Below are 14,721 nucleotides of genomic sequence, written 5' to 3' on the forward strand. Positions count from 1 at the left end.
AAGATGAGTAGGGATTAAATATCTTGTCGCCATGCATCAATGGAAAGGGGTTCTCCGAAGTGGCTTTCGATAAGTTTGCGGGTCACATCGTGCAAAGGAGCCGCTAAAACTTCCGCAGTATTACCACGCTCGACCACTTCACCTTTGTCCATGACTAGCATTTTATCACTAATATGCTTCATCATGCCTAGATGCTGTGTTACATAAATAAAAGCAATATCCTGTTTAGCTTGTAAATCTAACATTAAATTAATGATTTGTGAGCGCATTGACATATCTAATGAAGCGAGTGCTTCATCCGCAATGATTATCTCAGGTTGCAAAATAAGTGCGCGGGCAAGGGCTACACGCTGTTTTTGTCCAGAAGCTAACATATGTGGATAATATTCAGCGTGATCGGGTAGTAATCCAACTTGACGCAGTGTCTGTATGATACGCCTTTCTCGCTCAATGCCAGTTAAATCAGTATTGAGCTTTAAGGGGAGTTCTAACGTCTGACCAATGCGCTGACGTGGATTAAGAGATGTGCTCGGATCTTGAAATATCATGCGAATTCGTTGGCTACGATAGCCATAATCACCAAAACTTAAGCGATGTCCTTGGATTGATATTTCACCGCTGGTGGGCTCTGTTACGCCAGATAGCATACGAGCTAATGTTGATTTTCCTGAGCCATTAGCACCAATAATGGCTAGCGTTTGACCTGCCTGTAGATTAAAACTTAATGGTTTAACAGCTTGTAGTGAATGACGATGAAATAATCCTTCTCGGAAACGGAAGGTTTTTGTCAAATTACGTACTTCAAGTAAGGTTTCCATCATGACGGCTCCTCTGTATTAAGTGGATAGTGGCATGCGACAAGATGGTTTTTAATATTACGCAGCGGTGGCGCAACAATACAAGTTCGCTGTGCGTAAGGACAGCGAGGGCCAAGGCGGCAACCAATAGGCAAATGCTCAAGGGATGGGATGGCGCCAGGTAACGTATTTAATCTCCCTTTATGAGGGATAGGGCTTTCAAAATCAGGGATAGAACGGATCAGGGCTTGTGTATAAGGATGGCGAGGGCGTTGAAGAATATCTTCAGGCGTTGCGCTTTCAACAGTTTGACCACAATAAAGCACATTGATGCGGTCAACAATTTTTGACATCATTTGCATATCATGACTGATAAGTAAGATAGTCATATTATTATTCTGATTCAGTTTATCTAATAAACGAAAAATTTGAGCTTGCGTAGTGGATTCCATGGCATTAGTGGGCTCATCAGCAATCAATAATCGTGGTTGATTAGCGATGGCAATAGCTATCATGACTTTTTGGCACTCGCCATCAGTGAGCTCATAGGGGTAACTCCGCATGATATCTTTATGATCTTTGATACCGACCCGATGTAACAGCTCAATAGCACGGCGTTTACGCCAATTAAATCGCTGCCACCACCGGCCTTTATATGTCCAACCTGGAATTGATTGAATTAATTGTTTTCCAATATCGGCAGCAGGATCGAGACAAGACTGCGGTTCTTGAAAGATCATGGAGATGTTGTGTCCAATCAACTTACGTCGCTTACGTGGACTCAGTTTTAACAAATCGATATCTTGAAAACGGAAGCGATCTGCCGTTACGCGAATATTGTCTTTTGTTACATCGCAAATTGCTTTAGCGATAAGGCTTTTGCCCGAACCTGATTCGCCGACAAGCCCGCGGACTTCACCTTCGGATAAAGTCATCGATACACGGTCAACCGCTTTAACCGGCCCATTGGCTGTCATAAACTCAATAGTTAAATTACGAATATCTAGAAGTGGCATTATTCAACCCCTGCATTGATTGCACGATGTAAACCATCGCCAAGTAGGTTGACGAATAAAACACTTATCATAATGGCGACACCAGGTAAAATAACGGTCCAAGGTGCGACATAAATTAATTCTAGTGTGTCGCCTAGCATCGCTCCCCATTCAGAAGAAGGAAGCTGCGCACCTAAGTCTAGAAAGCCTAAAGCAGCAATATCTAGTATTGCAATTGACAGCGCGCGAGTTAGTTCGGTGACTAAAATGGGGGTGATATTAGGGAGTACGGTATACCACAAAATAAAGATATTTGACGCACCATCAAGGCGTGCAGCCACAATATATTCTTTATCGAGTTCATCATGTACTGCTACATAAATCGTTCTAACCATACGCGGGATTAATGCTAAACAAATAGCGAGCATGGCATTTTCTAAGCTTGCCCCCATAAATGCAACAACAATAATAGCAAGTAGCAGTGAGGGGATTGAAAGTAATGTATCAAGGACATGATTAAATATCGCGGATTTAAGTCCGCGAGTCATTCCGGCTAGACAACCGAGAACCAAGCCAATAATGGTTGCGATAAAAGTGACTAGTAGCGCAGAGCCAAAAGTTGATTTTGTTCCAATAAGTAAACGGCTTAAAATATCACGGCCAAGATCATCAGTCCCAAAGAAGAATGCGACATCACCATAGTGCGACCATGACGGTGGTGTGAGCTGATACCCTAAAAACTGTTGGTCAAGGGCGTAAGGTGCGAGGTAAACACCTACAAAGCATAATATTAATAAAAGTAATACACCAAAGAAACCGACCATTGAAAGGATATCGGATGAAAAAATATTCCAGACCACCCGAGTTGGGGATGGCATTTTTTGTTCACGATAATAATTATCTGAGGACATACCAATCCTTATGTTTCAAGGGGTCCATCATCGCACCTAAAATATCGGAAAGAACATTGACTGCAATGACTAACGCACCAATTAACATTACACCCGCAGAAATTGCAGAGTAATCTTCTTGGCGTACCGCAGTAACAAGCCAACGGCCAAGCCCAGGCCAGTTAAAGACTAATTCAGTAACCATCGTCAATGTTAGCATAGTCGAAAATTGTAAACCTAACTTAGGAATAATTGGTGGGATGGCATTATGGAAAATATGACGACGTATTATTTTCATTCGTGATAAGCCCCGTGTCGCGGCAGCTTTAATATAGTTAGCGCTGGCGGTTTCTTCGGTGCTGTTTCTGACTAATCGGATAACTTCCGTTGTTGGTGCTAATGCGAGAGTTAAAACGGGTAATATCATGTGTTCTAATACGTTAATAATCATCTCGTTACGATATGGTGAGTCTGAAATCCATGCGTCAATCAAGGCAAAACCAGTCACGGATTTTAAGTTATATAGTAAATCAATTCTTCCTGATACGGGTAGCCAGCCAAGGTGCAATGAAAAAAATAACGTTAATATTAAAGCCAGAACAAATACAGGTATTGAAAAACCTAATAAAGCGAAGGTACTAATCGCTATATCAATCGGCTTATTACGCCAAAACGCAGCTATCATACCCAGTGGAATACCGACAGCTAAGGCGAAAATAAAAGCTAATATACACAGCTCCATTGTAGCTGGGAATGTGTCTTTTAATTGTTCAGATATTGGTTCACCATTAATACTCGATACGCCAAAATCAAAATGCAATAATCCATCAAAATAGAATAAATAAGCATCAAATAGCGATGCGCCACTTAAAGGCGCATTTGGTGTGAAGTAGCTTAAACTAAAACTAACTAATGATAAAAAAAACATAGTGACAAGTAATAATAACAGACGCCGAAGAGAGTAAATAATCATGGCTGCGGCTCCTGTTTTTTGCGTTTTGGTGTGCTGATTTTTTCCATCTCACGATAAACACCCGCGAAAGAGGCATTTCCAAACGCACTGATCACAAGTCCTTTCATATCGTATCGATAAGCCTGCAAACGTAATGAGTAAGCTAAAGGTAAGATAGGTAATTCTTCACCAAGAATCTTTTGTGCTTGGTGATAATAGTCAATACGATCAGAAAGCTGTTGCGTTAGTAGGGCATTGTGCAGTACTGAATCAAAGTTTGGATCGCACCAATGACTCAAATTTGTTTGAGAACCAATCGCGGCACAGCTTAATAATGGGCGGAAAAAACTATCAGGGTCATTACTGTCCGTCGTCCAACCCGCAAGCGTCATATCATGGGATCTATCCATTAATTGGTTTTCTTGGAAGCGCCCTTCAACTGAACGGATATTCATCACAATACCCACTTGTGCCAAATCAGCCTGAATAAGTTCGGCCATTTTCAATGGGCTAGGGTTGTATGATTGAGATGCAATCGGAACCCACAAGTCGAGTTTTAAATTCTCTAACCCCATGTCTTTGAGCATTTGTTTGGACAGCTCAGGATTATAGTCAGTAATTTTTGCTTGATTATCATAAGCCCAAGATGCGCGTGGTAGTATTGATGCCGCAGTTTCAGCAGTCCCATAATAGATAGATTGCATTAATCGCTCATTATTGATTGCATAAGCAATAGCTTGGCGAACCTTCAGCTGATCAAGCGGAGGTTTACTGGTATTGAAGGCGAGGTAAGCGATATTCATTCCTGAGCGCATTGAAATACGTAATCGAGGGTCATCACGCAATACTTTTAATTGGCTAGCGGCAGGATAAGCTAAGACATCACATTCACCAGTAAGTAATTTAGAGATTCGACCGGTACCGCCGGCACCCATATCGATGACGACCTCTTCCATTCGAGGTTCGCCTTTCCAATACTGACTATTTTTAAGCAAACGAACAAATTGACCTGCTTGATAATCATCCAAGTAAAATGGCCCGGTACCCACTGGACGCCAATCAATCATTTCTTGACGATTAAGTCCTGATAGGTAATCAGCATATTCCGCAGAAAGAATAGGCGCATAGTGAGTTGCTAAATGCCATAAAAATGAGGCATCAGGTGAGTTTAAGCGAAATTCCACCGTGAAATTATTAATTTTACGAATACTTTGTACGCTATCTGCAAATTGCAGACTATCAAAATAGGGATAACGCCCTCCATTGATAAAATGGTAAGGATTATTAACTTCAAACATACGTGCAAAACTGAACACAACATCATCCGCATTCATATTGCGTGTTGGCGTAAACCAAGGCGTAGTTTGGAATTTAATGTCTTTTCTGAGATATACGCGATAGGTTGCGCCGTTATCAAGCACTTCCCAACGAGAAGCAAGCTCTGGCGTTAAACGATAAGTAAAAGGGTCAACATCAAGTAAGCGGTCATAAATTTGTGCAGCTAATGGATCGATAATTAATCCGCTGCTGACAAGTTGCGGATTGAAGGTCGTCACGACGCCATTTACACAGTAAATAAAGCCTTTTTGGCGAATGTCTGCCGGGACATCATTGGCAATAGTGTCCTTGTAGCTTATATCCGTATTGAGGGCATAAGCCGAGAGAGAAACTGTAAATAAAAACCAAAGAGTTAATAGGCGCATAATACTGATATTGTTAACCGGAATTGCTCTATTGTAGCGTAAAAATGCAGTGACAGGGTATAAGCAAAATTCATGCTTAATTATTATACTAATCTACTGAAGATAAATATCATAACATTATGATTTTAAATTAAATTATTTAATTTTTAATAAATTTTGTCTTATAACAAGAAGATAGCATTAAAATATTTTGCAAACAGCACTGATAACGATTATCATTCGTTTTGTCTCTTAAGTGAAAGCTTTTGAAGACGGGGCATGATATCGCTCACATTGCTTACAGTGTTTTATTTATAGCCAGCATGGGTGCTGGCTTTTTTTTATCTTATTTTCAGTGGCATCTAAGCTTAATGTTTATTAATAATTATAATTAGCCAAGCCTAAAATTTTAATCAACTATTCTGTTTTATTAATTATATCAATTCATTATAACTTAATTTGATGTTTCTTAATCAACCCTCTTAATTGATCGTAACTTAAGGACAGCAATTGAGCGGCCTTGCGTTGATTAAAATGACTTTGTGATAATGCATTTTGAATGAGTTGTTTTTCTGAATCTTGTTGCCATTGACGTAGATCGCAAGGGAGTGAAGGATAAATAGTGTTAGTTATTTGATTTAAATCTAACGTCTCGGTGAGTGGTGCTAGTTTTTCACCAAATGGGTCAAAAATAATGGTATCAACAAGCGTATCAGCATTGTTATGGCGGTAAACTGAGCGCTCTACCACGTTTTTTAATTCCCTCACATTGCCGGGCCATTGGTATTGTTCGAGAGCTTGTTTAGCTTGGTATGAAAATCCACTAAAATGAGAGCGTTTTAGTTCCCCGCACATCAAAATAGCGAAATGTTCAGCCAATAAAAGAATATCAGGTAGTCGCTCTCGGAGTGGGGGAATACGGATCACTTCAAACGCTAATCTATCGAGTAGATCTGCACGAAAATGACCTTGCTTTGCGAGTTCCGGTAAATTGGCATTAGTTGCACAAATCAGTCTCACATCTACGCGTAATGATTGGCTACCGCCAACACGTTCTAATTCACCATATTCTATTACGCGCAATAATTTTTCTTGAACAGACATTGGAGCCGTCGCGAGCTCATCAAGAAATAAAGTTCCTTTATCTGCACGCTCAAAGCGACCCTGATGGCGTTTTTGTGCGCCAGTAAATGAACCCGCCTCATGACCAAATAATTCGGAATCCAGTAAGTTCTCATTGAGTCCGCTGCAATTAAGAGAGATAAAAGCTTCTTGCCAGCGTGGGGATAGATAATGAAGCCTATCTGCAATTAACTCTTTACCTGTACCTCGTTCGCCAATGACTAAAATGGGTTTATTTAGTTGTGCAAGCTCTGAAGTTCGCTCAAGGACATCAAGGAAGTTACTTGAAATACCAAGAATGGTATCGTTAGTGTTTTTCATGGTTTATTTCGCCAATTATTGGTATTTTTCACCTTGATGTAAACTATAGTTCAGATTAAGTATAATCGGAAATTATATTTTTTTATATTTATAATCAAGGTGTTGCTTTGTTTTTTAAAAAGTTGGCACAGTGATTGCTATATAATTATTGTTAATCGTTAGAATGTAATTTATGGAGCATCGGGTATTGGTTGGAAACCAAAATCAGGTTGAGGCTCTACAGAATGATAAAATCCATCAAGAGGACATAAATAATGGGAATTTTTTCACGTTTTGCCGACATCATTAATGCAAATATCGCATCACTGCTAGATAAAGCAGAAGATCCGCAAAAAATGATCCGCCTGATGATTCAGGAAATGGAAGATATGCTAGTTGAAATACGTTCTACATCTGCACGTACTTTAGCAGAGAAAAAAGGTTTAGAACGCCGCATTGAAATGGGCGAAAAGCAAGTTGCTCAATGGCAAGAAAAAGCGGAGTTAGCTTTAGTTAAAGATAAAGAAGATTTAGCGCGTGCGGCTTTGATTGAAAAACAAAAAGTCAGCGCAATGGTTGATACGCTTAAACATGAGCTGATTATTGTTGATGAAACATTAACGCGCTTAAAAGGCGAGATATCTGAGTTAGAAAGTAAATTACAAGAGACTCGAGCTAAACAACAGTCGATGACTGTACGTTTTGAAGCGGCGCAATCAAGCCGTAATGTTCGCCGTCAGTTAGATAGTGGTAAGCTAGATGAAGCAATGGCACGTTTCGAGCAGTTTGAGCGTCGCATTGACCATATGGAAGGGGAAGCACAAAGTTTTGGTATTGGTAAACAAAAATCACTGGATCAACAATTTGCAGAATTAAAAGCGGATGATGAAATTAGCGCGCAGTTAGCTGCACTTAAAGCTAAAATAAATAAAGACCAGTAATAATATCTTAACTTTGATTCACAAGGCGCAGTGTAAACATTGCGCCAGTGCAATGGATTAACTAACCATAAGTATAAGGAAATGTGATGGGCTATTTTTTTCTGTCTCTCGTATTAATCATATTTGTCATATTTATTCTGCCTATTTGGCTGTGGCTGCATTACAGCAAAAGAAACAGTGGGCAGGGGAGCCAGCTTACCGATCATGAAGTACAACGTTTGATGCAATTAGCTGAGCAGTCATCTCGTATGCAGCAACGTATCAAAACATTAGAAGATATTTTAGATGCGGAACATCCTAACTGGAGGCAAAGATAATGACTAATTTGCGCAACCGCAAACTGTATCGCTTAACAGATAGACGCGTTTTTGGCGGTGTTTGTTCAGGTATCGCAGAATATTTAGATGTACCAGTTGCTTTAGTTCGAGCGTTAGCGGTGTTAGCGCTTTTTATGAGTTTTGGCCTTACATTAATAGTGTACATCATTATGTGTTTTGTTGTGGAGACAGCCCCGAGCGGTTATCGTGCTGAACAAGATATTGGGCCAGAAGTGAGTAGTTTACTAAATCAAATAGATTCACAACTAAAATCAGGGGAAATGAAACTTCGACAAATCGAACGTTATGTCACCTCTGATACTTATACGGTAAATAGTAAATTCCGTAATCTGTAAAAATAGTATCACCATCACATTTATGGGAATAGGGTTTTATACCGTATTCCCTATGTTTTTATTGTCCAATTGGGACTGTGAATAATGTTAATAAATGCAAAAAACAAGCTCAAGCAACATACGAAAAAAATAGTTATTAGCAAGAGTCTAAAATGGGTATTAACACTATTAATTACTTATGGACCAGGTGGGATTTTCGGAAAAATTTTAAAGATTATTGGTAGTAAATGGTTGTTAAATCGGCTGACTAAGCGAATGATAAGATAAAAGATATATTGCTAATTATTTTGTTCATAAAAAGCCAATATTGAAAAATATTTATAGCTACAAAATAAATCAATCTGATTTAAGTGATAGAAATAGTTCAGTAAGTCGCTATATTGAATGATAAAAGTATTGAAAAATGGGACGATCATGAAACGACTACAGAATGAATTGACTGATTTGGTGAATCGCGGTGTGGATCGCCATGTAAGACTTGCAGTAACAGGACTTAGTCGTAGCGGAAAAACGGCATTTATCACATCCCTTGTTAACCAACTTCTTAATGTGAATACAGGCGCTCGTCTGCCTTTATTTTCAGCGGCAAGGGATAAACGAATATTAGGTGTAAAACGTATTCCTCATCGTGATTTATCGGTGCCTCGTTTTGCTTATGATGAAGGTATTGCTTCACTTTATGGCTCGCCGCCTCAATGGCCAACACCAACTCGTGGCGTTAGTGAAATTAGATTGAAGTTACATTACCGTTCGGATGATTCTTTCATTCGTCACTTTGTTGATAATTCAGCTTTATACGTAGAAATTGTGGATTATCCGGGCGAGTGGTTATTAGATTTACCGATGCTTGATTTAAGTTATTTGGCTTGGTCGAGTCAAATGAACGTTTTATTGAAGGGGAAAAGGGCACATTTAGCCAATGAGTGGCTACAGTTATGTAAAAAATGTGATCCATTAGCACCTGTAGATGAAAGCCTTTTAGCTGATATATCAAATGCATATACTGAATATTTGCAAGAGTGTAAATCACAAGGGCAACATTTTATTCAACCCGGTCGATTTGTTTTACCAGGTGAGCTCGCGGGTGCGCCAGCATTACAGTTTTTTCCTTGGCCAGATATCGAAAAGTACGGTGAAAAAAAACTGGCTCAGGCGGGTAAAAATACCAATATTGGTGCGCTACAACGTCGTTATCAATATTATTGTGAACATGTGGTTAAAGGTTTTTATAAAGATCATTTCCAACGTTTCGACCGTCAAATTGTTTTAGTAGATTGCTTACAGCCTTTAAATAGTGGCCCAGATGCGTTTAATGACATGAGAATGGCATTGACTCAGCTCATGCGTAGTTTTCATTACGGTAAACGAACTTTACTAAGACGTATGTTTTCGCCTTGTATTGATAAACTCTTGTTTGCCGCAAGCAAGTCAGACCATGTGACTTCGGATCAACATGCAAATTTAGTTTCTTTATTGCAACAGCTAGTCCAAGAAGCCTGGCAAAATGCCGCATTTGAAGGGATTAGTATGGATTGCGTAGGGTTGGCGTCAATACAAGCAACAGAAAGTGGTCTTGTTGATTATAAAGGTGAAAAACTGCCGGCGCTAAAAGGTGAACGTTTAATTGATGGACAACCGATCACGTTTTACCCAGGAGAAGTGCCTAAACGTTTACCCAATGCACATTTTTGGCAGCAGCAAGGTTTTCAGTTTGAAAACTTTAGACCTCGTCGAATTTCACTTGATCAGCCATTACCACACATTCGTATGGATAGTGCCCTTGAGTTTTTATTGGGAGATAAATTGAAATGAGTGAGCCACTAAAACAGCGAATTGATTTTGCAGACCTTGATGAGGCAAAACAGCAAGATATACTCAAAAAAGCACAAATTTTTGATGAACAAACACTCGAAAAATTTATTCCGGTGGATATTGAGGCTGAACAAGATAACCAAGATGGCGAAGTTGAAAGCTTAATTAATGATGCATTAAAGCCTAAACGTAGCTTTTGGCGTAAATTAGTCACCACATCCGCTGCAATTTTTGGGGTTAGCGTTGTTGCTCAATTAGGTATTTGGATCCATCAATCGTGGATAACGCAAGATTGGACTGCATTAGGTACCGCGGCTGCGGGTGGATTAATTATTGTGGCTGGCGTTGGTTCGATTGTAGGCGAGTGGCGACGATTATATCGATTAAGAGAACGAGCACAAGAGCGTGATTTTGCGCGTGAATTGCTTCATAGCCATGGCATGGGTCAAGGTAAAGCTTTTTGTGAAAAATTGGCTAAACAATCAGCACTTTCTGTGGAGCATCCCGCTATTCAACGTTGGCATACAACGGTACTTGATACCCATAATGACCGTGAAGTAGTTGAGTTATATAGTAAATTAGTTCAGCCTGTTCTTGATGAACATGCACGAAAAGAAATTAGTCGTTCAGCCGCTGAATCGGCACTAATGATTGCGGTTAGCCCATTAGCGATGGTTGATATGGCATTTATTGCTTGGCGTAATATTCGTTTAATTAATCGTATTGCCGCGATATATGGAATTGAATTAGGCTATTATAGCCGCATTCGATTATTCCGTATGGTCTTGATTAACATCGCTTTTGCAGGTGCTTCAGAGCTTATTCGCGAAGTGGGAATGGATTGGCTGTCTCAAGATATTACTGCGCGTTTATCAACTCGTGCAGCCCAAGGTATTGGTGCGGGTCTGCTAACAGCGCGCTTGGGTATTAAGGCGATGGAGCTTTGTCGTCCACTGCCGTGGATTGAAGATAAACCTCGGTTAGCCGATTTTCGTCGCCAACTAATTGGACAGTTAAAAAATGCCATCCCAAGTAAAAAAGAAAAATCATAAGATGTAAAAGAGATTGGCAGGGTGAGTTGACAGTTTTTCTCATCCTGCTCTATTTCGTATAGATCCTGAATTTTATTTCAGCTCTAACTCGTGAAATCATCACAAGTTATCAGTTTAAGCATCTCGTTAGCTCCCGTAATACAAACTGTCAACAATATGTGACACAACTACTGTATTCCAACTCTATTTGGCGCTAAAATGCCTCCAATCAATATTCTTTCTTGAAAGGTTTATGCCCATGCGCCTCGAAGTTACTTGCCAAGACCGTATCGGTCTAACCCGTGAATTATTGGATCTTTTAGTGCTACAAAATATCGACCTAAAAGGCATCGAAATATCCGTCGAGCGCAAGATATACCTTAATTTTACCCCCGTTGACTTTGAAGTTTTTAGTACGTTAATGGCTGAAATCCGTCGGATCAATGGTGTAATTGATGTCCGACGGATTTTTTTCATGCCATCAGAGCGGGAACATAAAGCAGTATGGGCGTTACTTAATTCATTTCCAGAACCTGTTTTGTCTATTGATAATAAATTAAGCATTGAACTGGTTAATCCAATGACACTGCAATTATTTGGTTATGATGAAGCTAAAATAAGACAAAAAACATTTTCACAGCTGGTCACTAGCCATGGGTTACTGCGTTGGTTTGAACGTGAATCACCAGAACCATATACGGAAAAAATAGTGATAAAAGGTTTCGATTACTTAATGCAAGTTACACCGATTATTTTGGCTGATGAAAATGGTAAATCGCATTGTACTGGCGCTGTTCTATTATTGAAGTCAGCAGCTATTTTAGAAAAGCAGCGTAAACAAGTTGTTGAGGCTGATAATAATGGTTTTGAACAAATAGTGGCTGTTAGCCCCGTGATGGCTCAGGTTGTTGAACGAGCAAAGCGCGTGGCCTTGTTAGATGAGCCTTTATTGTTAGTCGGAGAAACAGGGACAGGTAAAGATATATTAGCTAAAGCATGCCATTTACATAGCTCACGCGGCAATGCGCCGTTCCTTGGCCTTAACTGCGCCTCAATGCCTGATGATGTCGTTGAGAGCGAGTTATTTGGTTATGCAGCCGGAGCATACCCGAATGCTGTTGAGGGAAAAAAAGGTTTTTTTGAGCAAGCAAATGGTGGAACCGTTTTACTTGATGAAATTGCTGAAATGTCATCCCAAATGCAAATAAAATTACTGCGTTTTCTTAATGATGGTACTTTTAGACGGGTAGGGGAAGAGCGTGAAGTTAAAGTTAATGTGCGGGTTATTTGTGCAACACAAAAAAACTTACCAGAGTTAGTTGCTGAGAAAAAATTTAGGGAAGATCTTTATTATCGCCTTAATGTATTAACATTAACAATTCCACCGTTACGCTCACGCAAAGAAGATATTCTTCCACTGACAAAAGTCTTTGTTTCAAGCTTTTCTAAAGAGTTAAATATATCAGAACCAAAACTTGCTTCATCACTCCTTGAATCTCTAAATCGTTACTATTGGCCCGGTAATGTTAGGCAATTACGTAATGTACTTTATCAAGGATTAAGTCAGTTAGAGGGAAATTTATTTGAGGCTGATGATATTCAATTACCGGATGTTGGTAATGTACCGAATGTTGCTCTTGACTCATTAAATGGTTCTTTAGATGAAATAACTAAGCGATATGAAGCTTCTGTTTTATCACGTTTATATCGAGATTATCCAAGTACTCGTAAGCTTGCTAAGCGCCTTGATATATCCCATACCGCTATAGCAAATAAATTAAGAGAATATGGATTAAGTGCAAAAAAAGAGCAAGAGTAAATAAAATGAGAAAAAAAATTCAATTTGGCATTACTATTTTAGCTTTCAGTTTTAGTTTTTATTCTATGGCACAAAATAGTCAGCCCTCTCATGAGCTGGATAAAGTGTGTAAGAGCCAAAAACAAGAAATGGCGGATGTTTATGAAAATGGTGCACTGACAGAATGTTATTTTAAAAATGCATCACTGCTTCAAGCTTATGAAAAATACAGAAGTTTGCTAGGACAAGACGACCAATCTTTTCTTAGTAGTAAGCTAGTTTTAAATAAAAATTTAGAAACCAAATGCAGCAATGATAATTGCATCTCAGTTAATTATAATTGGGATGGCATTGAGAAATTAAATATAGAACAAGTATTTGCTGGTGGTGAAACACATCTAGAATTTAATCAAGATAAAAAAGGAACACGTCTAGAGATCAGATATTTCCCTGATTAATTTTGATATCGTTTAAATATATTTAATTTATTCAACAAGGCTATAGGTACTATGAAATATGAGAATGCCACTTAGCCTTTCTATCCTCTTTACGTATTAATTTCTTGTAGATAACCGACAAAACCCTAATAAGATTGTTGCTAATAGCCTATTTTTTCTGCTATAGCTATATGAGAAGAGGGAGAATGTATTTAATTGTCATTTAATAAAAAGCACGCAGATCATGAATGGTATATATTTCAATAAATTAAAATCAATATCGTAAAGTTGGCGATGAGCCCACAAGGAGTTGCAATGGATCAATTCACTATTAATTTTATTGTAAACCTGAAATTACGTGAATACATGAATCAGCGTCATTATAAAAGTGATATGTTTGAATCTGCGGCATCTGCTGCTGAACTTTATTTAATGAATAAAGCGGCTGTAAAATATTTAACTAAAAAAAATCGGTTTACTTGGGAAGCATTGGTTAAAAATGGCCGAAAACCAAGAGATTTAATCATTGATATATTGACTTCTTGTTGCCCTGTAACACAGGATCAAGCATTAAAAATATTAGGTACACTCTCTCATTCACTTATTAGCATGATGAGTGAAAATAAACTGTTTGCTAATGTAGTTAATGCAAAAAATCATCATCCATTATACTGGGCCCATATAGATTGATAATAAAAAAGTAGCAGACAATTATTGAACTGCTACTTTGTTTTATTTTAAATGTGAATGACTTTAAATATCGTCATACACTAAGTATTGTATTATTTCACACTATTGAGAGCTGCGTCATAATCAGGCTCTTCAGTAATTTCTGGAACTAGTTGGCTATAAATCACTTTGTTGTTTTCATCAAGTACTACAACAGAGCGAGCGGTTAAACCTTTCAATGGGCCACTTGAAATTGCGACACCGTAATCATCTGCAAACGATGGGCTGCGGAATGTAGATAAAGTGACTACGTTATCAAGACCTTCAGCGCCACAAAAACGTGCTTGAGCAAATGGTAAATCAGCAGAAATACATAGTACAACCGTATTGGTTAATTCACTTGCCAATTGATTGAATTTACGAACTGATGCAGCGCACACACCTGTATCGACACTTGGGAAAATATTTAAAATCTTACGTTTCCCTTGAAAGCTTTCAAGTGTTGCTTCAGAGAGATCTTTAGCGACTAAAGTAAATGATTTAGCTTGTGCGCTAGGCTGTAAAAAAACACCATTAACTGTGATGTCATTTCCTTTTAACTTAACTGTTTGTGACATGAATT

15 protein-coding genes are annotated in these 14,721 nt (G+C 38.8%); 8 read left to right on the top strand and 7 right to left on the bottom strand.

The window, feature by feature from the left end; genetic code table 11:
- Positions 1-14 precede the first annotated feature (14 nt).
- The 6 genes from sapF to pspF form a co-directional block, all read right to left on the bottom strand.
- Positions 15-821, bottom strand: a complete 807-nt coding sequence (gene sapF, locus AAZR93_RS02065; protein WP_294110890.1) for a putrescine export ABC transporter ATP-binding protein SapF — start codon at positions 819-821, stop codon at positions 15-17.
- On the bottom strand, positions 818-1,813 hold the full coding sequence (sapD, locus tag AAZR93_RS02070; RefSeq protein WP_336431078.1) for a putrescine export ABC transporter ATP-binding protein SapD: 996 nt from the start codon (positions 1,811-1,813) through the stop codon (positions 818-820). The genes sapF and sapD overlap by 4 nt, the downstream gene beginning before the upstream one ends.
- Positions 1,813-2,703 carry a putrescine export ABC transporter permease SapC gene (gene sapC / locus AAZR93_RS02075; protein WP_294110888.1) on the bottom strand — a complete coding sequence of 297 codons (891 nt, stop codon included), beginning with the start codon at positions 2,701-2,703 and terminating at the stop codon, positions 1,813-1,815. The genes sapD and sapC overlap by 1 nt, the downstream gene beginning before the upstream one ends.
- A complete protein-coding gene (gene sapB, locus AAZR93_RS02080) occupies positions 2,690-3,655 on the bottom strand; it encodes a putrescine export ABC transporter permease SapB (RefSeq protein ID WP_294110886.1) in 966 nt (321 codons plus the stop codon). The genes sapC and sapB overlap by 14 nt, the downstream gene beginning before the upstream one ends.
- A complete protein-coding gene (sapA, locus tag AAZR93_RS02085) occupies positions 3,652-5,337 on the bottom strand; it encodes an ABC transporter substrate-binding protein SapA (RefSeq protein ID WP_434718830.1) in 1,686 nt (561 codons plus the stop codon). The genes sapB and sapA overlap by 4 nt, the downstream gene beginning before the upstream one ends.
- 426 nt (positions 5,338-5,763) lie before the next feature.
- On the bottom strand, positions 5,764-6,759 hold the full coding sequence (pspF, locus tag AAZR93_RS02090; RefSeq protein ID WP_294110883.1) for a phage shock protein operon transcriptional activator: 996 nt from the start codon (positions 6,757-6,759) through the stop codon (positions 5,764-5,766).
- 254 nt (positions 6,760-7,013) lie between these two features.
- On the opposite strand from pspF, the gene pspA reads away from it, so the two are divergent.
- The 8 genes from pspA (at position 7,014) to AAZR93_RS02130 (ending at position 14,120) form a co-directional block, all read left to right on the top strand.
- Complete coding sequence (pspA, locus tag AAZR93_RS02095; RefSeq protein WP_294110881.1) at positions 7,014-7,679, top strand: phage shock protein PspA; 666 nt, start codon at positions 7,014-7,016, stop codon at positions 7,677-7,679.
- 86 nt (positions 7,680-7,765) lie between these two features.
- Positions 7,766-7,996: an envelope stress response membrane protein PspB gene (pspB, locus tag AAZR93_RS02100; RefSeq protein ID WP_294110877.1), complete on the top strand. Its 231-nt coding sequence runs from the start codon at positions 7,766-7,768 to the stop codon at positions 7,994-7,996.
- Positions 7,996-8,352 (top strand): envelope stress response membrane protein PspC, encoded by a 357-nt coding sequence (gene pspC, locus AAZR93_RS02105; protein ID WP_294110876.1) that lies wholly within the window; start codon positions 7,996-7,998, stop codon positions 8,350-8,352. The genes pspB and pspC overlap by 1 nt, the downstream gene beginning before the upstream one ends.
- 414 nt (positions 8,353-8,766) lie before the next feature.
- Positions 8,767-10,164, top strand: a complete 1,398-nt coding sequence (locus AAZR93_RS02110) for a YcjX family protein (RefSeq protein WP_434718831.1) — start codon at positions 8,767-8,769, stop codon at positions 10,162-10,164.
- The gene (locus tag AAZR93_RS02115; protein ID WP_434718832.1) at positions 10,161-11,216 is read left to right on the top strand and encodes a YcjF family protein; all 1,056 of its coding nucleotides are present in this window, start codon (positions 10,161-10,163) and stop codon (positions 11,214-11,216) included. The genes AAZR93_RS02110 and AAZR93_RS02115 overlap by 4 nt, the downstream gene beginning before the upstream one ends.
- 238 nt (positions 11,217-11,454) lie before the next feature.
- Positions 11,455-13,014, top strand: a complete 1,560-nt coding sequence (gene tyrR, locus AAZR93_RS02120; RefSeq protein ID WP_294110868.1) for a transcriptional regulator TyrR — start codon at positions 11,455-11,457, stop codon at positions 13,012-13,014.
- A 5-nt stretch (positions 13,015-13,019) separates the two neighbouring features.
- A complete protein-coding gene (locus AAZR93_RS02125; protein WP_294110866.1) occupies positions 13,020-13,451 on the top strand; it encodes a hypothetical protein in 432 nt (143 codons plus the stop codon).
- 294 nt (positions 13,452-13,745) lie between these two features.
- Positions 13,746-14,120, top strand: a complete 375-nt coding sequence (locus tag AAZR93_RS02130) for an ATP-binding protein (RefSeq protein ID WP_336431075.1) — start codon at positions 13,746-13,748, stop codon at positions 14,118-14,120.
- Between the two features lie 92 nt (positions 14,121-14,212).
- Here the strand turns inward: AAZR93_RS02130 and tpx are convergent, their stop codons facing one another.
- Positions 14,213-14,716 (bottom strand): thiol peroxidase, encoded by a 504-nt coding sequence (gene tpx, locus AAZR93_RS02135; protein WP_434718833.1) that lies wholly within the window; start codon positions 14,714-14,716, stop codon positions 14,213-14,215.
- Positions 14,717-14,721: the final 5 nt, after the last annotated feature.

The sequence above is a fragment of the Providencia sp. Je.9.19 genome (assembly GCF_051129765.1).
Classification (GTDB): Bacteria; Pseudomonadota; Gammaproteobacteria; order Enterobacterales; family Enterobacteriaceae; genus Providencia.